Annotated in this window: 18 protein-coding genes; 5 read left to right on the top strand and 13 right to left on the bottom strand. The window is 67.7% G+C overall.

Going from position 1 to position 21,323, the window contains the following annotated elements:
• Positions 1–193: 193 nt before the first annotated feature.
• Both DM194_RS25460 and DM194_RS25455 read left to right on the top strand, forming a co-directional pair.
• Complete coding sequence (locus DM194_RS25460; protein ID WP_246024667.1) at positions 194–658, top strand: MerR family transcriptional regulator; 465 nt, start codon at positions 194–196, stop codon at positions 656–658.
• Positions 643–2,268, top strand: a complete 1,626-nt coding sequence (locus tag DM194_RS25455; RefSeq protein WP_111070447.1) for a 3-(methylthio)propionyl-CoA ligase — start codon at positions 643–645, stop codon at positions 2,266–2,268. Before DM194_RS25460 ends, DM194_RS25455 begins: the two co-directional genes overlap by 16 nt.
• Positions 2,269–2,410: 142 nt before the next feature.
• On the opposite strand, the gene glpK is transcribed toward DM194_RS25455, so the two are convergent.
• From glpK to glpD, 8 genes are all read right to left on the bottom strand, one after another.
• Positions 2,411–3,904 carry a glycerol kinase GlpK gene (gene glpK, locus DM194_RS25450; RefSeq protein WP_111070446.1) on the bottom strand — a complete coding sequence of 498 codons (1,494 nt, stop codon included), beginning with the start codon at positions 3,902–3,904 and terminating at the stop codon, positions 2,411–2,413.
• Between the two features lie 140 nt (positions 3,905–4,044).
• Positions 4,045–5,808, bottom strand: a complete 1,764-nt coding sequence (locus DM194_RS25445; RefSeq protein ID WP_111070445.1) for an ABC transporter substrate-binding protein — start codon at positions 5,806–5,808, stop codon at positions 4,045–4,047.
• A 131-nt stretch (positions 5,809–5,939) separates the two neighbouring features.
• The gene (locus DM194_RS25440; protein WP_111070640.1) at positions 5,940–6,212 is read right to left on the bottom strand and encodes a DUF2160 domain-containing protein; all 273 of its coding nucleotides are present in this window, start codon (positions 6,210–6,212) and stop codon (positions 5,940–5,942) included.
• A gap of 32 nt (positions 6,213–6,244) precedes the next feature.
• Positions 6,245–6,997, bottom strand: coding sequence for a carbohydrate ABC transporter permease (locus DM194_RS25435; protein ID WP_246024677.1), 753 nt, complete (start codon positions 6,995–6,997; stop codon positions 6,245–6,247).
• 113 nt (positions 6,998–7,110) lie between these two features.
• A complete protein-coding gene (locus DM194_RS25430) occupies positions 7,111–7,986 on the bottom strand; it encodes a carbohydrate ABC transporter permease (protein ID WP_111070444.1) in 876 nt (291 codons plus the stop codon).
• Positions 7,987–8,000: 14 nt separating this feature from the next.
• Complete coding sequence (locus DM194_RS25425; protein ID WP_111070443.1) at positions 8,001–9,089, bottom strand: ABC transporter ATP-binding protein; 1,089 nt, start codon at positions 9,087–9,089, stop codon at positions 8,001–8,003.
• A 14-nt stretch (positions 9,090–9,103) separates the two neighbouring features.
• Positions 9,104–10,207, bottom strand: a complete 1,104-nt coding sequence (locus DM194_RS25420) for an ABC transporter ATP-binding protein (RefSeq protein WP_111070442.1) — start codon at positions 10,205–10,207, stop codon at positions 9,104–9,106.
• Positions 10,204–11,787 (bottom strand): glycerol-3-phosphate dehydrogenase, encoded by a 1,584-nt coding sequence (glpD, locus tag DM194_RS25415; RefSeq protein ID WP_111070441.1) that lies wholly within the window; start codon positions 11,785–11,787, stop codon positions 10,204–10,206. Before glpD ends, DM194_RS25420 begins: the two co-directional genes overlap by 4 nt.
• A gap of 371 nt (positions 11,788–12,158) precedes the next feature.
• Between glpD and DM194_RS25410 the strand changes: the two genes are divergently transcribed.
• The 3 genes from DM194_RS25410 to uvrC all read left to right on the top strand — a co-directional run bounded on the left by DM194_RS25410 (position 12,159) and on the right by uvrC (position 16,201).
• The gene (locus DM194_RS25410) at positions 12,159–12,974 is read left to right on the top strand and encodes a DeoR family transcriptional regulator (protein WP_111070440.1); all 816 of its coding nucleotides are present in this window, start codon (positions 12,159–12,161) and stop codon (positions 12,972–12,974) included.
• Positions 12,975–13,129: 155 nt separating this feature from the next.
• The gene (locus DM194_RS25405) at positions 13,130–14,185 is read left to right on the top strand and encodes a GMP reductase (RefSeq protein ID WP_111070439.1); all 1,056 of its coding nucleotides are present in this window, start codon (positions 13,130–13,132) and stop codon (positions 14,183–14,185) included.
• Between the two features lie 126 nt (positions 14,186–14,311).
• A complete protein-coding gene (uvrC, locus tag DM194_RS25400; protein ID WP_111070438.1) occupies positions 14,312–16,201 on the top strand; it encodes an excinuclease ABC subunit UvrC in 1,890 nt (629 codons plus the stop codon).
• Between the two features lie 18 nt (positions 16,202–16,219).
• Here uvrC and DM194_RS25395 read toward each other — a convergent pair whose 3' ends face one another.
• From DM194_RS25395 to DM194_RS25375, 5 genes are all read right to left on the bottom strand, one after another.
• On the bottom strand, positions 16,220–17,521 hold the full coding sequence (locus DM194_RS25395; RefSeq protein WP_111070638.1) for a hypothetical protein: 1,302 nt from the start codon (positions 17,519–17,521) through the stop codon (positions 16,220–16,222).
• 152 nt (positions 17,522–17,673) lie between these two features.
• On the bottom strand, positions 17,674–18,144 hold the full coding sequence (locus DM194_RS25390; protein WP_111070437.1) for a hemerythrin domain-containing protein: 471 nt from the start codon (positions 18,142–18,144) through the stop codon (positions 17,674–17,676).
• A gap of 103 nt (positions 18,145–18,247) precedes the next feature.
• Entirely contained in the window at positions 18,248–18,508 is a 261-nt protein-coding gene (locus tag DM194_RS25385; RefSeq protein WP_111070436.1) for a hypothetical protein, read from the bottom strand.
• 149 nt (positions 18,509–18,657) lie between these two features.
• Positions 18,658–19,524, bottom strand: coding sequence for a universal stress protein (locus tag DM194_RS25380; protein WP_111070435.1), 867 nt, complete (start codon positions 19,522–19,524; stop codon positions 18,658–18,660).
• 184 nt (positions 19,525–19,708) lie between these two features.
• Positions 19,709–21,271, bottom strand: a complete 1,563-nt coding sequence (locus DM194_RS25375) for a bifunctional aminoglycoside phosphotransferase/ATP-binding protein (RefSeq protein ID WP_111070434.1) — start codon at positions 21,269–21,271, stop codon at positions 19,709–19,711.
• Between the last annotated feature and the right edge of the window lie 52 nt (positions 21,272–21,323).

Below are 21,323 nucleotides of genomic sequence, written 5' to 3'. Positions count from 1 at the left end.
GCAACTTGTCATGTGAAATCTCTGCCACGGCAACACCGGACCGTCAGCAAGCCGGATGCCGCGGCAAGCGGGATGACAGTCCGCACGGCATAAAGCCCGCTTTAGCTGACTGACGTTGACTTCCCCCTGCACCCATGGCGAAATCCACTGGCGCAGAGGATTGTCCATGTCCGAACGGGATCGGGTTTACGGCGTGACGGAACTGGCGGCGGAGTTCGACGTCACGCCGCAGGCACTGCGCTTTTACGAGGAAAAAGGGTTGCTGGCGCCGCAGCGGGCGGGGCGACGCCGGGTGTTCACCCACCGCGACCGCGCGCGGCTGATCCTGATCCTGAGATTCCGGCGGGCAGGCTTCTCGCTGGACCAGATCGCCGAATACCTCGTCCATTCCGATTCGGGCCGGCACAGTGCCGCGCAATATCGCGACGGACTGCGGAAGATCCGCGACGGGCTGGCCGAGCTTGAACGGATGCGGTCGGACATCGCCGAAGTGATCGTCGAGCTGAAGGCGATGGAGACCGACGCCGAAGGGCGGCTCGCGGCCTGCATGGATGACGAAATCCCGATGCAGAAGACGCCGGACCGGAAAACGCCTAAACAGAATTTGCCCAAGCAGACCATGAACGAACCGGGAGGGAATCGATGCTGCGTGGAATGATGATGAACGAGCCGCTGCTGGTGACGTCGATCCTGCGTCATGCGGCTCTCTACCACGCCGACACCGAGATCGTGTCGCGCACCACCGAGGGGTCGATCCACCGCTACACCTATGCCGACGCCTGGGTCCGCGCGCAGAAGCTGGCCAATGCCCTGGCGGCGCTGGGGATGAAGCCGGGCGACCGCATCGGCACGCTGGCCTGGAACGGCTACCGCCATCTGGAATGCTATTACGGCATCGGCGGCTCGGGCATGGTCTGCCACACCATCAATCCGCGCCTGTTCCCGGAACAGATCGCCTACATCGTCAACCACGCAGAAGACCGGCTGCTGTTCACCGACCTGACCTTCGTGCCGCTGCTGGAGGGCATCGCCCATGAGCTGACCGGGCTGAAGGGCATCGTCGTGATGACCGACCGGGCCAACATGCCGCAATCCTCGCTGTCCGGCCTGCTGTGCTACGAGGATCTGCTGGCCGACCAGCCGGGCAGCTTCGACTGGCCGGAGCTGGACGAGAACACCGCCTGCGGCATGTGCTACACCTCCGGCACCACGGGCAACCCGAAGGGCGTGCTGTACAGCCACCGCTCCTCCTATCTGCATGCCATCGCCGCCTGCATGCCGGACGTGTTCGGCCTGTCGGCTTCGGACGTGGTTCTGCCGGTGGTGCCGATGTTCCACGTCAACGCCTGGAGTGTTCCCTATGCCGCGCCGATGGCCGGCGCCAAGCTGGTCTTCCCCGGCGCCAAGCTGGACGGCGCCAGCCTCTACGAGCTGTTCGAGGCGGAGAAGGTGACCAACACCGCCGGCGTGCCGACGGTCTGGCTCGCCCTGCTGAACTGGCTGGATGCGAACAAGAAGCGGCTGTCCACCATGCGCCGCATCGCCATCGGCGGCTCCGCCTGCCCGCCGGTGATGATCCAGCGCTTCCGCGAGATGGGGGTCGAGGTTCTGCATGCCTGGGGCATGACGGAAACCAGCCCTCTCGGCCTCGCCAACATGCCCAAGGGCAAGCATGCGGGGATGAGCGCCGACGACGCGCTGGCGCTGGCCTCCAAGCAGGGACGGCCGATCTGCGGCGTGCAGTTCCGCGTCGTCGACGGCTCCGGCAACGACGTGCCGCGCGACGGAACCAGCTTCGGCCGGCTGCTGGTGCGCGGCCCCACCGTCTGCTCCGGCTATTTCGGCGTGACGGAAAGCCCGGCGCACCAGATGGTGCCGGGCTGGTTCGAGACCGGCGACGTGGTGACGATGGACGCCGACGGCTATGTCCAGATCGTCGACCGCACCAAGGACGTCATCAAATCGGGCGGCGAGTGGATCAGCTCCATCGACCTGGAGAACATCGCCATCGGCCATCCCGGCGTCCAGGAAGCCGCCGCCGTCGCCGTTCCCGACGAGAAATGGGGCGAGCGTCCGGTCCTGGTTGTGGTGCGCAAGCCCGACTCGACCGTCACCCGCGAGGAGCTGCTTGCGGTCTTCGACGGCAAGGTCGCGAAATGGTGCATCCCCGACGACGTCCGCTTCGTCGACAGCCTGCCCCACACCGCCACCGGCAAGCTGCTGAAGAGCGAGATCCGCCAGATGGTGACCAGCCCGGAGGGGGTGTGACGGCGGTTCCGCGATAGGTCCGGGGTGTCCGGATCGTAAAAGAAAACGGGCCGGACGGCGCGAACCGCCCGGCCCAGTGCCCCGCCGGCCGGCGGGGGGACGCACCCGAGGGAGGAGTGTGCGTCTGTTCGGTGGAGTCTCCTCAGCGCTCCGACCGCACCCGCGCCACGGCGTCGCGCCAGCCGGCATAGAGGCGGTCGCGCTTGCCCTGCTCCATGCGGGGGGCGAAACGGCGCTCGCTGCCCCAGGCGCCGGAGACCGAGTCCAGCCCGTCGAACACCCCGACCCGCAAGGCCGCGAGGCAGGCGGCGCCGAGCGCGGTGGTCTCGATCACCTTCGGGCGCTCGACCGGCATGTCCAGCAGGTCGGCCAGGAACTGGCAGAGCCAGTCGTTTGCGGCCATGCCGCCATCGACGCGGAGCGCGTTGATGGTGCCGCCCCAGTCGCCGCCCATCGCCTCCATCAGGTCGCGGGTCTGGTAGGCGACGGCCTCCAGCGCGGCGCGGGCGATATGGGCCGGCCCGACGTCCAGCGTCATGCCGAAGATCGCGGCGCGGGCATCCGAATCCCAATGCGGGGCACCCAGCCCGACGAAGGCGGGGACGAAATAGACGCCGTGGCTGTCGGACACTCGGGTGGCCATGTCGTCTGTCTGGCTGGCATGGGTGATGATGCCGAGGCCGTCGCGCAGCCACTTGATCGCCGCCCCGGCCACGAAGATCGAGCCCTCCTGCGCATAGGCGGTCCTGCCGTCCAGCCGGTAGGCGATGGTGGTCAGCAGCCGGTTCTTCGACACCACCGGAGTCTCTCCGGTGTTGATCAGCGCGAAGCAGCCGGTGCCGTAGGTCGATTTCGCCATGCCCGGCGTCAGGCAAGCCTGCCCGAAGGCCGCCGCCTGCTGGTCGCCCGCCACGCCGGCAATGGGGATCGGCCGGCCGAACAGCTCCGGGTCGGTCTCGCCGAAATCGTCGGAGCTGTCGAGCACCCGCGGCAGCATGGCGCGCGGCACCCGGAACAGCGCCAGCAGCTCGTCGTCCCAATCCTGGGCATGGATGTCGAACAGCATGGTGCGCGAGGCGTTGGTCGCGTCGGTCACATGCGCGCGGCGGCCGGTCAGGTGATGGATCAGAAAACTGTCGATGGTGCCGAAGCACAGCTCGCCGCGCTCGGCCCGCGCACGGGCGCCCGGCACGTTGTCGAGGATCCAGGCGATCTTGGTGGCGGAGAAATAGGCGTCGATCAGCAGGCCGGTCTTGGAGCGCACCAGTTCGGCATGGCCGGCGGCGACCAGATCGTGGCAGAGCGAGGCGGTGCGGCGGTCCTGCCAGACGATGGCGCGGTGGATCGGCTCGCCGGTGGCGCGGTCCCACACCACGGCGGTCTCGCGCTGGTTGGTGATGCCGATGGCGGCGATGGCGGCGACGCCGATTCCGGCCTTGTCCACCACTTCGCGCGCCACGCTGCGGACGTCGCGCAGGATGTCGGCCGGGTCATGCTCCACCCAGCCGTCGCCGGGGTAATGCTGCGAAAATTCGCGCCGCGCCTCGGCCAGCGGCGTCCCCCGGCCGTCGAACAGGATCGCCCGCGACGAGGTGGTGCCCTGGTCGATGGCGAGGATGTGGCCGGCCTTGCTCATGGATGCGTTTCCTCGTGATTTTCTGTGTTCGATAAGAAAGGGGCGGCGGCACGCCATTGAAGGAATGGCCGCCGCCCCAGGGGCACCTCCGGCTCAACCAGGACGAATGCCGGGGTGGGAACCCGTCACCGCAGCCGCCGTCAGCGGGCGCGGCCTTCCTTCCAGGCATTCAGCAGGTCGTCGTAGGCGATGGTCTCGCCCTTGGGCTTCTCGTTGTCCAGCTTGGCCTTCGGAGCGCCCGGCTTGTCGAACCAGACCTTGGCGTCCTCCTCCTTGTTCAGCTGCGGGGCGCACTCCCCGCCGATCTTGGCGCGCTCCATGCGGGCCAGCACCTGTTCCATCTGGGTCGCGAGGTTGTCCATCGCCTGCTGCGGGGTCCGCTCGCCGGTGACCGCCTCGGCGATGTTCTGCCACCACAGCGGGGCCAGCTTCGGGTAGTCCGGCACGTTGGTGCCGGTCGGCGACCACGAAACGCGGGCCGGGCTGCGGTAGAACTCGACCAGTCCGCCCAGCTTGGGGGCGGCGGCGCTCATCGGCTCGGAGTTGATGTCGCTCTCGCGGATCGGGGTCAGGCCGACCAGCGTCTTCTTCAGCGACGCGGTCTTCGACACGGTGAACTGGGCATAGAGCCAGGCGGCCTTGCGGCGTTCCAGCGGGGTGGACTTCAGCAGCGTCCAGGAGCCGACGTCCTGGTAGCCCAGCTTCATGCCGTCTTCCCAATAGGGGCCGTGCGGCGAGGGGGCCATGCGCCATTTCGGCGTGCCGTCGGCGTTGACCACCGGCAGGCCCGGCTTGGTCATGTCGGCGGTGAAGGCGGTGTACCAGAAGATCTGCTGCGCGACGTTGCCCTGGGCCGGCACCGGGCCGGATTCGGAGAAGGTCATGCCCGAGGCTTCCGGCGGCGCGTATTTCTTCAGCCAGTCGATGTATTTGGTCAGGGCGTAGACCGAGGCCGGGCCGTTGGTGTCGCCGCCGCGCTTGACCGAGGCGCCGGCCGGGCGGCAGCCCTCGACGCGGATGCCCCATTCGTCCACCGGCTTGCCGTTCGGCAGGCCCTTGTCGCCGGCGCCGGCCATCGACAGCCACGCATCGGTGAAGCGCCAGCCGAGCGACGGATCCTTCTTGCCGTAATCCATGTGGCCGTAGACGCGGACGCCGTCGATCTCCTTCACGTCGTTGGTGAAGAACTCGGCGATGTCCTCGTAGGCCGACCAGTTCTGCGGAACGCCCAGATCATAGCCGTACTTGGCCTTGAACTTCTCCATCAGGTCGGGACGGGCGAACCAGTCGGCGCGGAACCAGTAGAGGTTGGCGAATTGCTGGGCGGGCAGCTGATAGAGCTTGCCGTCCGGGCCGGTGGTGAAGCTGGTGCCGATGAAGTCCTTGACGTCCAGCGTCGGCAGGGTGACGTCCTTGCCCTCCCCCGCCATGAAGTCGGACAGCGCGACCGCCTGGCCGTAGCGGACATGGGTGCCGATCAGGTCGCTGTCGTTGACGTAGGCGTCGTAGACGTTGCGTCCCGACTGCATCTGCGTCTGCAGCTTCTCGATGACGTCGCCTTCCTGGATCAGGTCGTGCTTGAGCTTGATGCCCGTAAGCTCGCTGAACAGGCGGGCCAGCGTCTTCGATTCATATTCGTGGGTGGTGATGGTTTCGGAGACGACGTTGATCTCCATGCCCTTGTAGGGCTCGGCCGCCTTCACGAACCATTCCAACTCCTTCATCTGCTCGTCCTTGGACAGCGTGGAGGGCTGGAGTTCCTCGATGATGCGCTTGGCGACGGCTTCCTGTTCCGGCGTCATGGCGGCGGACGGGGCGGCCGAGGCCATCGCCAGCAGAACGCCGATGCCGCCGGCCATCACGGCACCGGTCAGGCGGCGCCGCAGAGTCTGGTGCTGAAGCATGTTTCCTCCCATTTGTTCGACTTGATGTCGGGTTGACGCTTCGTATTGCCCTTACCGGCGGAAACCGCCGTTCACCCTCGTCATCCGCCGCCTATGCGGCGGTGACGAATTCCTTATGAAACCCTTTTCCCTCAGCCGAAGCGGATCACGATGGCGATCCACACGAGCGAGACCGCGACGGCGCCCCAAAGCGACAGCTCGGTCGTGGCGAGCCAGCCCAGGGTGATGAAGGCGCTGCCGAGCAGGCCGATGAACAGCCGGTCGCCGCGGGTGGTGCGCATCGGCAGGAAGCCCTTCGCCTCCACCGTCGGCGATACCAGCTCCCACACCGTCATGCCGGCCAGCATCAGGGCGATGCAGAGGAAGAAGATCGCGGTCGGCGTGGTCCACGCCATCCATTCCATGTCCATTGCAGGTCTCCCCCGGATGAGGCCGGTCAAACGCGACCGAGCGCGAAGCCCTTGGCGATGTAATTGCGGACGAACCAGATCACGAGCGCGCCCGGCAGGATGGTCAGCACACCGGCGGCGGCCAGCAGGCCCCAATCCATGCCCGACGCGCTGACGGTGCGGGTCATGGTGGCGGCGATCGGCTTGGCGTCGACCGAGGTCAACGTACGGGCCAGCAGCAGTTCCACCCAGCTGAACATGAAGCAGAAGAAGGCGGTGACGCCGACGCCGGACCGGATCATCGGCAGGAACACCGTGCCGAAGAAGCGCGGGAAGCTGTAGCCGTCGATGTAGGCCATCTCGTCGATCTCGCGCGGCACGCCCGACATGAAGCCTTCCAGGATCCAGACCGCCAGCGGCACGTTGAACAGGCAGTGGGCCAGCGCCACCGCGATGTGCGTGTCGAACAGCCCCACCGTCTGGTAGAGCTGGAAGAAGGGCAGCAGGAACACGGCCGGCGGCGCCATCTTGTTGGTCAGCAGCCAGAAGAAGACATGCTTGTCGCCGATGAAGCGGTAGCGCGAGAAGGCGTAGGCCGCCGGCAGCGCCACCATCAGCGAGATGACGGTGTTCAGCGTCACATAATAGATCGAGTTGATGTAGCCGCTGTACCAGCTGGGATCGGTGAAGATGACGGCGTAATTGCGCAGGGTCGGGTTCTGGGGGAACAGCGTCAGGCCCGACAGGATCTCCTCGTTCGTCTTGAAGGACATGTTGACCATCCAGTAGATGGGCAGCATGAGGAAGACGATGTAGAGGATCAGAACGATCGTCCGGTTGGACACCCGCGCGGTGGAGCGGCGGATGTTCGCCGCCGCCGCCAGCGAACCGGGGGCGAGAACCGCGGCCTTGCTCATTTCTTCTCTCCCTCCCCGGTGTTGATGATCATGGTGTAGAAGATGAAGCTGAACAGCAGCACGATCAGGAAATAGACGATGGAGAAGGCCGCGGCCTTGCCGATGTCGAACTGACCCACCGCCATCTGCGTCAGATACTGGCTGAGGAAGGTGGTGGAGTTGCCGGGACCGCCGCCGGTCAGCACGAAGGGCTCGGTGTAGATCATGAAGCTGTCCATGAAGCGCAGCAGCACCGCGATGATCAGGACGCCGCGCATCTTCGGCAGTTGGATGTAGCGGAACACCGCCCACTTCGACGCGCCGTCGATCTTGGCCGCCTGATAGAAGGCCGGCGGGATCGACTGCAGGCCGGCGTAGCACAGCAGCGCCACCAGGCTGGTCCAGTGCCAGACGTCCATGACCAGCACGGTCAGCCAAGCGTCCAGCGGGTTGTTGGTATAGTTGTAGTCGATGCCGATGGCGCGGAAGGTGGCGCCCAGCAGGCCGATGTCGCCGCGGCCGAAGATCTGCCAGATGGTGCCGACCACGTTGAACGGGATCAGCAGCGGCAGGGCCAGCAGAACCAGCGTCAGCGACGTCTTGGCGCTGCGGCCGCCGGGCATGCTGAGCGCGATCAGGATGCCGAGAGGGATCTCGATCGCCAGCACCGCCAGCGAATAGATGATCTGGCGGATCAGCGCGTCGTGCAGCCGTTCGTCGGCCAGCACCGCCTCGAACCACTCGGTGCCGACGAAGAAGGTCTGGCCGGGGCCGAAGATCTCCTGCACCGAATAATTGACCACCGTCATCAGCGGGATAACCGCGCTGAAGGCGACGATCATAAAGACCGGGATGATGAGGAACCAAGCCCGGTTGTCCTGGACCTTATCCATGGCTCGCGCCTCCTTCAACCGACCAGATGGCTGTCGCGGTAGAGCTTCGTCCACCGGGTGGGGAAACGGATGGCGGCGTCCAGCGCCGGGATTTCCTGCTCCTCGCTCAGCCGGGCCTTCAGCGTGTGGCTGCCCAGCCGCACCGTCGCCAGCTTGGAGGTGCCGAGGTCGTCGACGCCGGTGACCTGAACCGGGATGGCGCCGGCACTGCCGCTGCGGGTCAGCTCCAGGAACTCCGGCCGGATGCCCAGCTCGAACTTGCCGCCGCCTCTGGAGCCGAAGGCAGGAACCGCACGGTCGGGGAGCGGGATGGAAATCCCATCCACCAGCGCGTGGTCGCCGCCCAGCGTGCAGGGCATCAGGTTGATGCCGGGGCTGCCGATGAAATAGCCGACGAAGGTGTGCTGCGGATTCTCGAACAGCTCCTGCGGCGTGCCGAGCTGGACCATGGCCCCTTCGTACATCACCGCGACCTTGTCGGCGAAGGTCAGCGCCTCCACCTGGTCATGGGTCACGTAGATCATGGTCAGGCGGTATTCCTCGTGAATCTGGCGCAGCTTGCGGCGCAGGATCCACTTGGTGTGCGGGTCGATGACGGTCAGCGGCTCGTCGAACAGGATGGCCGCCACGTCGGAGCGCACGAGGCCCCGGCCCATGGAGATCTTCTGCTTGGCATCGGGCGTCAGCCGCTTCGCGCGCCTCTTCAGGTCGGCGGTCAGGTCCAGCGCCTCCGCCACCTGCCGCACGCGGCGGTCGACATCGGCGGCCGGAACCTTGCGGTTGCGCAGGGGGAAGGCGAGGTTCTCGTACACCGTCATGGTGTCGTAGATGACCGGGAACTGGAACACCTGGGCGATGTTGCGCTCTTCCGGCGTGCAGCGGGTCACGTCCAGCCCGTCGAACAGCACCCGTCCCTCGCTGGGCACCAGCAGGCCGGAGATGATGTTCAGCAGCGTTGACTTGCCGCAGCCCGATGGACCCAGCAGCGCATAGGCCTTGCCGTCCTCCCATTCCTGCGACAGCCGGCGCAGCGCATAGTCCTCGGGCCGGCTCGGATGCGGGTGATAGGAGTGGCCGAGATTGTCGAATTGGATGGTCGCCATCGCTCCCGCCCCCCTTAAGCGATGTAGCGCAGCGCGCCGCGCCGCCAGTTGGGTGCCGCCACCAGCCGCCCGGCGGTGGAGAAGACGAAGATGCGGTCGGGATCGGCATAGACCTGGATCTCGCCGCCGATCGGGTGGCTGTGCACCCCGTCCTCGCGCGCGATCAGCGTGGTTCCGCCATGGTGCAGGTGGATGAAGGTCTCCGACCCGCTGATCTCCGACAGCTCCACCCGCCCCCTGATCGGCACCAGCCGCTCGTTCCGCCGCAGCACCGTCAGGTGGTTGGCGCGGATGCCGACCTTGCAGGGTCCGGCCGGCAGGTTGCGGTCATGGGCCGACAGCGGCAGGCTGGTGCCGTCGGACAGCGCGACCCGGTCGTTGGTGAGGATCGCGTCCACCACATTCATCGGCGGGTCGCTGAACACCTCGGCGCAGTCGAGCGTGGCGGGGGCATGGAACACGGCGCCGGTCGGCCCGTTCTGCAGCATCCGCCCCTCATGCAGCACCGTCACGCTGCCGCCGAGGATCAGCGCCTCCTGCGGTTCGGTGGTGGCGTAGACGACGGTGGTCCTGCCATCCGCGAAGATGTCGCGCAGTTCCGCGCGCAGCTCCTCGCGCAGCTTGTAGTCGAGATTGACCAGCGGCTCGTCCAGCAGAAGCAGGCCGGCGCCCTTCACCAGCGCGCGGGCGATGGCGCAGCGCTGCTGCTGCCCACCCGACAGCTCGGCCGGCAGCCGGTCGAGATAGGGGTCGATCCGCAGCATGGCGGCGGTGCGGCGCACCTTGGCGTCGATCTCCTCTTTGTCCTTGCCCTGGCGGCGCAGCGGCGAGGCGATGTTCTCGTACACCGTCATCGCCGGGTAGTTGATGAACTGCTGATAGACCATCGCCACGTCGCGCCGGCGCACCGACACGCCGGTCACGTCCTTGCCGTTCTCCAGCACGCGCCCGGCGCTGGGCGCATCCAGCCCGGCCATCAGCCGCATCAGCGTCGTCTTGCCGGCCAGCGTCCGCCCCAGCAGGACGTTGAAGCTGCCGGGCTGCAGCTCCAGCGACAGGGGGTGGAGATGCTGCTCGGCGCCGACACGCTTCGCCACGCCTTCCAGTGTGAGTGTCACCGCTGTCCTCCCATCGACCGCAGGGTGGCGGTATCGCCGCCCAAATCCCTGTTGGCCGTCGCTTCGCGGCGCCGGTCGAACCAGTCGCCGATGGCTTCCCGGATATTTGCGTCCAGGTGCAGACCAAGTTTGGAGCGCCGCCACAGGAAGTCGTCGCCGGTCAGGGCGAACTCCTCCCGCATGGCGTAGTCGAGTTCGGCCTCATGGACGCCGCCCCCGAAATCGATGCCCAGGTCGTCCAGCCCCTTGGCGTCGCCCAGCAGCCGGTCGACCCGCGTGCCGTAGGCTCGGGCCAGCCGGTAGGCCAGGGCTTCCGGCAGCCAGGGCCGGCTCCGCTTCAGCCCGGCGAGGAAGCCGGCGAAGTCCGCGCCGGCGATGTCGCCGCCGGGAAGCGGCACGTCCGCGGTCCAGGCGGCTGTCCAGGCGGCGCCATCCTTGCCGAGCGCCCGGCCCAGCTTCTCCGTCGCCTCCTCCGCCAGCCGGCGGAAGGTCGTGATCTTGCCGCCGAAGATCGACAGCATCGGCGCGCCGCCGGCCGGCTCGTCCATCTCCAGCACATAGTCGCGGGTGACGGCCGAGGCGTTGCCGCTTTCGTCGTCGAACAGCGGACGGACGCCGCTGTAGGTCCAGACCACATCGCTTTCGCGCACGGGCGTGGCGAAATAGCGCGACACCGCCCGGCACATGTAGGTGATTTCCTCCGCGCTGATCGCGGCGGCGCCGGGATCGCCCGAATAATCGAGGTCGGTGGTGCCGATCAGGGTGAATTCGCGCTCGTAGGGGATGGCGAAGACGATGCGGCGGTCGTCGTTCTGGAAGATGTAGGCGTGTTCGCCTTCGAACATCCTGCGAACGACGATGTGGCTGCCCTTCACCAGGCGCACCGACTTGTCGACGGTGACGCCGGTGCGCCTGGCGATCATCTCGCGCACCCAGGGGCCGGCGGCGTTGACCAGCGCGCGGGCGCGGACGGTGCGCGCGGCGCCCGAGTTCACGTCGACCAGCGTCGCTTCCCACAGCCCGTCGCGGCGGACCGCCCTGTCGCAGCGGGTGCGCGTCAGAATCTCCGCCCCGCGGGCCTGCGCGTCCATCGCGTTCAGCACGACCAGCCGGCTGTCCTCCACCCAGCAGTCCGAATATTCGAACGCCTTGGTGAAGCCGCCCGACAGCGGCTTTCCGGCCGGCGAGCTGGTCAGGTCGACGCCGTGCGAACCCGGCAGGAGCTTACGCTTTCCCAAATGATCGTAAAGGAACAGGCCGATCCGCACCATCCAGGCCGGGCGCATGCTGCTGTCGTGGGGCAGGACGAAGCGCATCGGCCAGATGATGTGCGGAGCGGCGCGCAAAAGCACCTCGCGCTCCTGCAGCGCTTCGCGCACCAGACGGAATTCGTAATATTCGAGATAGCGCAAGCCGCCATGGATCAGCTTGGTGCTGGCCGACGAGGTGGCGCCCGCGAGGTCGCCCTGTTCGCACAGCACCACCGACATCCCGCGCCCGGCCGCGTCGCGGGCGATGCCCGCCCCGTTCACGCCGCCGCCGACGATCAGAAGGTCGGTAACCGCGGACTCGTTCGCCATGAGTTCCTCTCCGTACCGCGCCGGTTCCTTGCGAACCCGGCCGCTTTCGTTTTGGAACGTACGATGTTCGTTTGCGTTTGGAAAGGAAAATGTTCGCTTAGCTGAACATATCTCCGAGGCTACGCCGGTTTTGGCGTCCTGGCTACAGGCAAGAGGGTGGCAGACCGTTTGAAACGCTCATGACGCCGGCCCGCTTTCGGAAACGAATATGCTTGTGCAGCAAACAATCCTTCCCTTACGGTGAAGCCCGCGCCCCGCGCCGGCATGCGGGAGGCCGGCCAGCGGGATCGCTTTTCGCTTTGACCGAATCCGCGCATCTGATTCACTGACGCTCCCACAGTCAGCCCCCACCGACCGGAGACAGCCCCCCGATGGATGCGCGCCTGGACGCCGAACGCCGCCAGCAGGAAATCGTGACCCTCGTCCATGCCAAGGGCATGGTGCAGATCCAGTGGCTGGCCGAGCATTTCGACGTCACGCCGCAGACCATCCGCCGCGACATCGAACATCTCGCCGGGCAGTCCGCCGTGCGGCGTTTCCGCGGCGGCGTCACCGTGCCGTCCAGCGTGGAGAACATCGCCTACTCCACCCGCCAGACCCTGATGGCGGAGGAAAAGCGCCGCATCGCCGAACTGGTCGCCCGCCATGTGCCGGAGGACGCCTCGCTGTTCCTCAACATCGGCACGACGACGGAGGCGGTGGCCCAGGCCCTGCTCGGCCACAAGCGGCTGCGCGTCCTGACCAACAACCTGAACGTCGCCACCATCCTGCACAAGAACACGAACTTCGCGCTGTCCATCGCCGGCGGTCTGGTGCGCGAACGCGACGGCGGCATCATCGGCGAGGCGACGGTGGAGTTCATCCGCCGCTACAAGGTCGACATCGGCATCATCGGCATCAGCGGCATCGATTCCGAAGGCGACCTGCTGGATTACGACGAGCAGGAGGTGCGCGTCGCCCGCGCCATCATCGAAAGCTCGCGCCGGATCTTCCTGGTCACCGACCACACCAAGTTCGGCCGCAACGCCATGATCCGCATGGCCGACGTCAGCGTGCTCGACGCCCTGTTCACCGACCGCCTGCCGCCGCCCGAACTGATGGAGGTGCTGGGCAACGCCGACTGCCAGGTGCATGTCGCCGACGGCAGCGAACCGGCGAACGCCGACGGGGAGGATGCGGAGGAGTGAGGGGATACCCCTCGTTTCGGCGAAACAGCTTCAAACGCGGCACCCCCGCCCATCGCCCGCGATGGCGCTTGCCGAAGCCGGGCCGCGCCTCCACTCTGTGGTGTTGGGCCTGGTGAAAGCGGCCGGCCCGGCAAACAGAGATGAGCAGGTGTGCGGTGATCATCGAAAGCGATCTCAAGCTCGACTTCAAGGATGTGCTGATCCGGCCGAAACGCAGCACGCTGCAGAGCCGCAACGACGTGGACGTCAACCGGAGCTTCACCTTCCTGCACACCCAGCGCGACTGGACCGGCTTCCCATTGATCGCCGCGAACATGGACGTCACCGGCAGCATGGGCATGGCCCGCGCGCTGTCGCGCTTCGGCGCGATGACCGCCCTGCACAAGCATTACAAGGCGGACGAACTGGCCGCCTTCTTCCGGGCGGAGGCGGAATCCGCCACCCTGTCCAACGTCTTCTATTCCATGGGCATCGCCGAAGCCGACCATGACAAGTTCCAGGCGGTGAAGGCCAAGGCGCCGGTGGGCAAGATCTGCCTCGACGTCGCCAACGGCTATACCGAGCGCTTCGTCGAGGTCATCTCCCGCCTGCGCGAAGAGAACCCGGACACCGTCATCATGGCCGGCAACGTCGTCACCGGCGACATGACGGAGGCGCTGCTGCTGGCCGGCGCCGACATCGTCAAGGTCGGCATCGGGCCGGGTTCGGTCTGCACCACCCGCAAGATGACCGGCGTCGGCTATCCCCAGCTGTCGGCCATCATCGAATGCGCCGATGCCGCGCACGGGCTGAAGGGGCAGGTCTGCGGCGACGGCGGCTGCACCGTGCCGGGCGACATCTCCAAGGCCTATGGCGCCGGCGCCGACTTCGTGATGCTCGGCGGCATGCTGGCCGGCCATGACGAATGCGAGGGCGAGATCCGCTACGAGGACCGCGACGGCAACCGCGTGCCCGTCGCCATGACCTTCTACGGCATGTCGTCTGACACCGCGATGCACAAGTATTCCGGCGGCGTCGCCTCCTACCGCGCGTCGGAGGGCAAGACGGTGGAGATCCCCTACCGCGGCCCGGTGGAGAACACGATGCAGGAGATCATGGGCGGCGTGCGCAGCATGATGACCTATATCGGCGCCACCCGGCTGAAGGAGGTGCCGAAACGCACCACCTTCGTGCGCGTCGGCGCCCAGTTGAACACCGTGTTCGGGGGCTGATCCGCGCCCTCGCCGCATGGCAGATCCCTGCCGCCGCGCCCAGTCCGATTCTTGTCTCTTGGTCCTGTTCCGTTCTACTGCTTGGGTGAGCGGCGAATCGGGATCATCGCGGGAACGAGAGTGCTTATGGACAGGGTGCCCGGCAGCGGAGCGGACGTCATCCGCGCGCAGTTGCCGACCCTGCCGGACACGCCCGGCGTCTATCGGATGCTGGCGGCCGACGGGTCGGTCCTTTATGTCGGCAAGGCCAAGAACCTGAAACGCCGGGTGGCCAGCTACACCCGGACCGACGGACTGCCCAACCGCACCCGCCGGATGGTGTCGCTGACCCGCTCCATGGAGTTCGTCACCACCCATACCGAGGCCGAGGCGCTTCTGCTGGAAGCGAACCTGATCCGCAGCCTGCTGCCGCCCTTCAACATCCTGGTGAAGGACGACCGCTCCTTCTCCTACATCGTCATCGGCCACAGCAGCAAAGGAAGCGGCCACGACTTCCCCCGCCTGATGCATCATCGCGGCAGCGCCGAGCGCCGCGGCACGGCGGGCAAGGGCAACCGCCGCGATTCCGACCTGTTCGGCCCCTATGCCTCGCCGCATCTGGTCGGCATGACCATCGCCGCTCTGCAGCGCGCCTTCCTGCTGCGCACCTGCGACGACGGGGTGTTCGTCTCGCGCACCCGCCCCTGCCTGCAGCACCAGATCAAGCGCTGCTCCGCCCCCTGCGTCGGCCGTGTCAGCGAGGAGGAATACACCGCCCAGGTCCAGGGCGTGCGCGACGTGCTGTCCGGCCGCAGCGCGGAGGTGCAGGCGGAATTCGCCCGCCACATGCTCGACAGTTCGGACCGGCTGGAATACGAGGACGCCGCCCGCTGGCGCGACCGCATCCGCGCCCTGACCGCGCTGCAGAGCCGCCAGGACATCAATCTGGAAGACGCGCTGGGCGATGCCGACGTGCTGGCCCTGCACCGCGAGGGCGGAGCGGCCTGCGTCCAGGCCTTCTTCTTCCGCGGCGGCCGCAACCAGGGCACCCGCGCCTTCTTCCCGCGCATCGACGCGGAGGAGGAACCGGGCGACATCCTGGCCGCCTTCGCCGCCCAGCTCTATGCCGATACCCCGCCGCCGGCCCTGCTGCTGCTGAGCGACCCGGTCGAATCCCCGGAACTGCTGGCCGACGCGCTGAGCCTGTCGGCCGGCCACCGTGTCGCCGTGGAATGCCCGAAGCGCGGGCCGAAGCGCCGCGCGGTCGAACATGCGCAGACCAACGCCCGCGACGCCCTCGGCCGCCGGATGTCCGAGCGATCCACCCAGGCGACGCTGCTGGAGGGGGTGGCCCGCGTCTTCGGCCTGCCCGCCGCCCCGCGCCGCATCGAGATCTACGACACCTCGCACATCCAGGGCTCATTCCCGGTCGGCGCGATGGTGGTGGCCGGGCCGGAGGGGTTCCAGCGCAACGCCTATCGCCGCTTCTACATCCGTGACCCCGAAGCCGCCGGCGACGATTACGCCATGCTGCGCGAGACCTTCACCCGCCGCTTCCACCGCAGCAATGATGCCGGCCGCGATTCCGGGCAATGGCCCGACCTCGTCCTGATCGACGGCGGGCTGGGCCAATTGAACGCGGTGAAGGACGAGCTGGCGATGCTGCAGATCACCGACATCCCGCTGGTCGCCATCGCCAAGGGACCGGACCGCAATGCCGGGCGCGAGCGCTTCTTCCGCCCCGGCCAGCCGCCGCTGACCCTGCCGCCCAACGACCCGGTGCTGCATTTCCTGCAAAGGCTGCGCGACGAGGCACACCGAACCGCCATCGACAGCCACCGCGCCCGCCGCATGAAGGCGATGTCGCACACCCGCATCGACGGCATCCCCGGCATCGGCCCGGCCCGCAAGAAGGCGCTGCTCCACCATTTCGGCAGCGCCACCGCCGTCGCCTCCGCCGGGCTGAAGGATCTGGAAGCCGCCCCCGGCATCAGCGCCGCCACCGCGCGGAAGCTCTACGAGCATTTCCACGGATAGACGGTCGGGGATTAACAGTCAGGGCACCGTCTTCCCCGTGAACGGGTTCCATCCCAGCGCGGCCAGCGCCGCCCAGGCGGTGGCGCCCAGATGGGGGCGGCGGTAATAGAGGAAGTCGTCGGTCTTGCTGTCCGGCCCAATGGCGAGCCCGGTCGACAGCACCTGCGGCCGGGTGGCGTAGAGATAGCCGCCGGGGCTGATCTCCTTCAGCAATTCGCCGAACAGCCGGTCGGCATCGGCACGGCGGCCGACGACGCGGTAGGCGAGCGCCGCCTGCGCCGTGCCCTCCACCCACATGCCGTCGCGGTCGTCGTTGAAATCGAAACCGCCGTCGGCGCCATGGGCGCGCTCGGCATAGGACAGCGCGGCGCGCCAGGACTCCGGCGCCTTGGGCAGCATCTGCGGCCAGAGCTGGGCGTCGAGGCCGGAGGTGGAGGTGCTGACCGTCACGCCGTCCGGCCCGGTGCCGATCGGGAAACGATCGCCGCCGGCCGTCCACAGCCTGTCGAGAAAGGCGCGCGCCTCGCGCTCCGGCCCGGCGAAATCGCCGCCGAGCCAGCCGAACAGGGCGACGAGATCGGTGTTGTGCTCGGTCGATTTCCAGGTCAGCGGCTGCGGCGCGTCGTCGAAGCCCTGCAGACCGCCGTTGAAGCCACCGGGGCCGCGCGGATCGCGGGTATGCTCGATGACCCAGCGCGCCAACTCCTCGGCGCCGTCGCGGAACCGGGATTGGCCGGTCGACTCCGCCAGGGTCAGCAGAGCCAGCCCGGCCCAGGCGACGTTGCCGGTGGCGGTGCCGACCTGATAGGGATCCTCGCCCCAATGGTTGCCGACGGCATCCCACCAGCCGTTCGGCGGTATCGGCCGCTGCTTCTGCGCGCCCGCCCGGTAGGTGTTGCGCAGCCGTCCCTTCCAGCCGGCGCGGTCGAGCGACACCGCGTCGAGCAGCGCCTCGCCGATGCGCAAGGCGCGGTCCTGCCGACCGCAGGCGGTCAGCGCCATGATCGCCAGCGCGTTGTCGTAGGTGAAGGCGGCGGTCGAAAGCGCCGGCTCGGAGGACGGGCCGGGGGCGTAGGAGTTGTCGTAGCTGCGCAGGAACAGCGGCCCGCGTCCCGGCACCTCATCGACCCGCGCCGCAAGCGTGGCACAGGTCTTCTGGGCCAGTTCCTTTGCGGGCGCCGCCGGAGCGGCAAAGGCCGGACCGGTCATGGCGGCGGAAGCGGCTGCGGAAATCCCGAGGACGGCCGCCGCCAGCAGGGCGCTGCGGAACCGTCCGGCCCGCCGCGGAGGCACTCGCTTGACGCAGATAGGCTTGGACATCGACACCGCCGGCCAGTTCAAGGAGGTTCCAGATATGGCCCCTTTACCGGCCGGCGGCAACCGAATGGGCGGCGAGCGTAAACTTGCCCTCTCATGCCCCAATGTCCCTCCTCCCCAGGGGGAGAGGGAGAAAAGTGGAAGCGCAGGCCTGCTTACAGCGGCGCCAGCCCGGCCATGATGTGCTGCTTGCGGTCGGCGTAGACGCTGCCCAACTCGGCGGCGCGGGCGTCGTCGAGGACGTCCTTGGCCTCCTCGAACAACTCCTCCTCCTCCTCGTCCAGATGGTGGCGGACCAGTTCGCCCAGCACCTGGAGCTTTTCCTTCCAGCCGCTGTCGCTGGTCTTCATCGCGTTCAGCTCGTCCAGCAGGCCGTTGATAAGGTGGTGCTCGTTCAGCCCTTCGATGGTTTCCGACTTCGCTTCCTTGGCCTTTTTCAGCGAGGCGTAGAACACGCCCTCCTCGACCTTGGAATGGGCCCACAACTCGCGCTGCAGATCCTCGAACACGGCGCGGCCGCTGCCGTTGGCCTTCTCGGTCTTTTCCAGAAGGCTGCGGATGGTGTCGTGATCGGTCTTGATGCGGGCGAAGATGTCGGCCTGGGTGCCGGTGGTCTTGCTGGCCATCGTCAGGGTCCTTGGCAATCGTTGCGGGGGCAATCTCTGAAAGACAGGTTGCCAATAGAACCCCGCCGCGTGCCGACTGTTCCCAAAACCCCAGGCCGCAGCTTCAGCTCTGCGGATGCGTTTCGACGAATTCCCGCAGGGTATGCATCAGTTCCACCGCATGGACGACCTGCCCGTGGGCGCAGGCCTCGGCGATGTCGTCGGCGATGATGTGGGCGATGCGGTCGGGTCCGCCGGGGCAGTGGGCAAGGCAATGGCCCATCTCCACCGCCAGCATTTCCGGCAGATGTTCGTGTTCGGCGATCGCGTCGATCTCGGCTTCGGTGAGATCGCTCAGCGCGATGCAGTCCTTGATCGTCAACATGGCGCGTTCCTCCCGGGAACGGCCGGGCCTCCCTGCGGACAGGGGTGGATCGGTTCGGCTGGACCGCCCGCCTTGGAACGGCCAACGCCGCAAGGCATCCCCGCCCGATTGGGCGGCGGGGATGCCGCGCGGCCGAAGGCCGGCAAAGATCAGTGAGCCATAAGAACCGGCAGCCCGGCGTGGTTCAGCACGTAGCGCGTGACACCGCCCAGGATCATTTCCCGCATCCGGCTGTGGCCGTAACCGCCCATCACGAGCAGGTCGGCGCCCAGCTCCACGGCTTTCTTGGTGACCGTCTCCCCGACGGGTTCCGATCCCGGATGCAATATAGTTAACTCAGGGTTAACGCCCTGCCAAGCGAGATAATCGGTGATGCGGCGTCCTGTCGCGGGCTCGGTAACCGAGGTTTCGGCGGTCAGAACCAGAGCGCGCTCGGCGCTGCGCAGGAAGGGCAGTGCGGCGGCGACGGCGCGGGTCGCCTCCACCTTGCCGTTCCAGGCGACGGCGACGGTGCGGCCGATTTCCGCCGGCAGATCCTTGGGCACCAGCAGCACCGGCCGGGCGGAGCCCAGCAGCGCCGTTTCCATGGTGGTGTAGCCCTGGGTGTCCGCCTCGATGGAGGTGTGGGCGCAGACGATCAGGTCGGACAGGCGGCCTTCGGCCGGCACCACGTCCTCAATCCGCCCGACGACCTCGCGCCAGGCGGCGGACGGCGCCTCCACCCCGCCGGGGAGGTCGCGCAGCTCGATCCCGGCATCGGCGATCACCGTCTCGAAATGCCTGCGGGCGGCGACGCGGTGTTTGTTCGATTCGTCCTCCGCCGCGCGCATGATCTCGTCCACCATGGCGCCTGACATGCCCTCGCCCAGCATCGGCACGGCATCGCGCGGGTCGAGGCACACGAACAGGGCGACGATATGCGCGTCGAAATCCTTCGCAACCGCGACCGCACCTTTGAGGGCCACCGGATCGTTGTCACTGCCGCACAGCGGCACAAGGATGGTCTTATAGGTCATGGACTCCTCCCGGACCGGTTCGAGCGGCCCTTCCCGGACGGTTCCGGTCCGCCCGCCGCTGCGGCGGAACGTTCACCGGGTCGTCGTTCGCCCCATCATACCCGTATGATCGTATCGGTCCACGGCCTGGGGCGGAGCCGCCGACTTCCGACATTCAACCTTTAACATGTTGTCCGCCCTGGAATTAGGCCAAGCTTGCGCGGGCGTCGTCCAGCACATCCGCTGCAACCCTGCCAGCATCCAGGCGCGTCCAATCGATTGTACCCAAATCATAGCTTTCCTGCCGCTCCACCACCCCTGGGGTGGCGTCGGACGCGTCGTTGCGGCGATTGGCCACACGCTCCACCCGCGCGGTCAACGGCGCCTCCAGCCAGATCCCGTCGAATCGCACGCCGGCATCCGCAGCCAACGAGGCAAGTCGGCGGCGCTCCTCCGGCCGGGCGCTGACCGCGTCGACCACCACCGCCTGGCCGGCGGCCAGCACGGCGGCGGCCCGCCGGTACAGTTCGGCATAGACCCGCTCCGTCATGGCCGGGGCATAGCCGTCCTCCGGCAGCCGGTCGGTGTCGGCCACGCCGCACAGCCGCTTGCGCAGCACGTCCGTGCGCAGGACCACCGCGCCGGGTGCCGGTTCCAGTCCGGGGGCGAGCCCTTCGGCAAGGCGCGTCTTGCCGGTGCCGGACAGGCCGCCGACCGCGACCAGCCGCGCCGGTGCCGGATCGAGCGCCGCCAGCGCATGGTCCAGATAGCGCCGGGCCTCCTCCGCCAGCCCGGAGGCGGTGCCGTCCAGCCGCAGTGCGGCGGCCAGCACCTTTGCCCGCACCGCGGCGCGGAGCGACAGGAACAGCGGCAGCGCCGCCAGCCCGCCGTAATCCTCCGTCTTCTCCAGATATCGGTTCAGCACCACATTGCCGAGCGGCCGCAGCCCGCGGTGGTCGAGATCCATCAAAAGGAAGGCGAGATCGTAGAAGACGTCGGCGACCGCCAGCGCCTCGTCGAACTCGATGGCGTCGAACAGGGTCGGCTCGCCGTCCAGCAGGACGATGTTGCGCAGATGCAGGTCGCCATGCCCGTGCCGGACGAAGCCGGTCCGCCGCCGCTCCTCCAACAGCGGCGCCAGCCGGTCGAGCGCCGCCGCGCCGCGCGCCGCCAGCCGTGCCACCATGGTTTCGGGAAACAGGTCGGGAGCGGCACGCAGTTCCTCCAGATTGCCGTCGGCGACCGCCCGCATCGCCGCCGCGCCGCCGCCATCCGGCCTGGGGGCGGCCTCGCCATGAAAGGCGGCGATCCGTTCGGCCAGCCGGCGCATCAGGCCGGGGGTCAACCGGTGCCGCTCCGCCATGCGGTCGAGCAGCGCGTCGTCCGGGAAGCGCTTCATCGCCACCAGCCAGTCGACCGCCTCCCCGCTTCCTTCGCCGGCATCCAGGAACAGCCGTCCGTCGGCGCCGCGGCGGAGTGCCATCACCTCCCGGTAGAGCGCGGGCGCGGTGCGGCGGTTGACCGCCAGTTCCGCCAGACAGGCGGCGTGGCGCTTGTCCAACGTCGAATAGTCCAGATAGGGATAGCGCACCGCGCGCTTCAGCTTCAGCGCCCGGTCGCCGGCCAGGAAAACCAGGGCGGCATGGGTGTCGATCCGCTTCACCGCCAAACCGCCATGGCTGCGCGGATCGCCCAGGAAGGCGATCGCCTCCTGCTGTCCATGGTTCTGCGGCAGGCCGGGCTGCCGGTCGGCGGGGGGCGCTGTCATGACGGGATGGTAACAGTGTCGACCCCGCCCCGCTTCTGCTTTCATGGTTGAA

The organism is Azospirillum ramasamyi, assembly GCF_003233655.1.
GTDB classification, from domain to species: domain Bacteria; phylum Pseudomonadota; class Alphaproteobacteria; order Azospirillales; family Azospirillaceae; genus Azospirillum; species Azospirillum ramasamyi.
Note: the sequence above shows the minus strand (reverse complement) of the source record. Positions and strands in the feature narration are given on the sequence as shown.